The organism is Microcoleus sp. D2_18a_D3 (genome assembly GCF_036702455.1).
In the GTDB taxonomy this organism is placed as follows: Bacteria; Cyanobacteriota; Cyanobacteriia; order Cyanobacteriales; family Microcoleaceae; genus Microcoleus.
In genome coordinates this window covers 1-1,014 of sequence record NZ_JAUBTK010000227.1, presented here as the reverse complement: position 1 = coordinate 1,014, position 1,014 = coordinate 1, and the positions used below count along the sequence as shown (strand labels likewise).

1 protein-coding gene is annotated in these 1,014 nt (G+C 43.0%); it reads right to left on the bottom strand.

Features of this window, described 5'->3' with window-relative positions; translation table 11 throughout:
• Window positions 1-133: 133 nt before the first annotated feature.
• Complete coding sequence (locus QUB06_RS34630; protein WP_333439365.1) at window positions 134-811, bottom strand: PEP-CTERM sorting domain-containing protein; 678 nt, start codon at window positions 809-811, stop codon at window positions 134-136.
• Window positions 812-1,014 lie beyond the last annotated feature (203 nt).

Sequence of the window (1,014 nt, the reverse complement as noted above, 5' to 3'; positions counted from 1 at the left end):
GGCAATTAGTTTCTACCCGTTCCCCCCCGAATGTCAAGCCTGATTTTGTTAAGAAAGATGTGAGTAAGGCATAGCTTCTTAAGGGGGGTTAGGGGGGATATCCAAATTGTTGCAAACATTAATAAAATTAATATTACACCTTTTTTGAAGCCCTTCTCTTCCACCACAAACCCATTCCAGCAGCCACCAACGTACCCACAGCAGTCATGGGTTCCGGTACAGGTTCATACTCATAAATTGCACTAACTGTAGTGTTAGCCACAACCTTACCCCCAAAACTACCTCTAGCCGGACTCCCCAGAATTTGAGTTAAACCAGTTGTCGCCACGCCAGCAGTAAAAGTATCACCATCGCAGCCAGTTAAAGCACTTAAAAACTGCGGCAAATCATAACTCTTCGACACAGTACCAGAAGCCGAACCGGTAACACTCCCTGTACCGCCACTAGCAATCTTCGTTTCCGGCGGACTTGCTAACACACTCAAAGTCAAATTCGGGTCTACCTTTAGCAGCGGAATATTCACAGCAATATTTGCATTAGTCGTCGCCGTTCCCATAAAATCTCCCGTTAAAGGAGTAATGCTAACACTGTTATTAACAGTAGATTGAACCCTAACATAAGCCCTTAATAGCGTCCCTAAGAGCGAATTAAACTTGGGCAAAACCACATTCGTGCTGCTATTTAACGGCTGCGAACCCAGATCCACAGTATAAGTTTGAGTTAGAGTAGCAGCTTGTGCAGAAAAACATTGACTGACAACAGCAAAACTCAAACTTCCGCCAACAATGCCCAACTTTTGATAAACATTCATTTCAGTAAACCCCTAAAATAATCAAATTGAATTTCGTGGCACGGGCGGGACGCCCGTGATTAATCTACGGTGAAAAACTCGGAATATTTAACAAAACCCAATTTCCAATCAAAGACATTAAGTAGGGGGCGTTGCTGAATCAAGGTATGAATGCCCCAGGAATGGGAATATCGTCAAACTTCAAGTAATGTATTAATAACTTA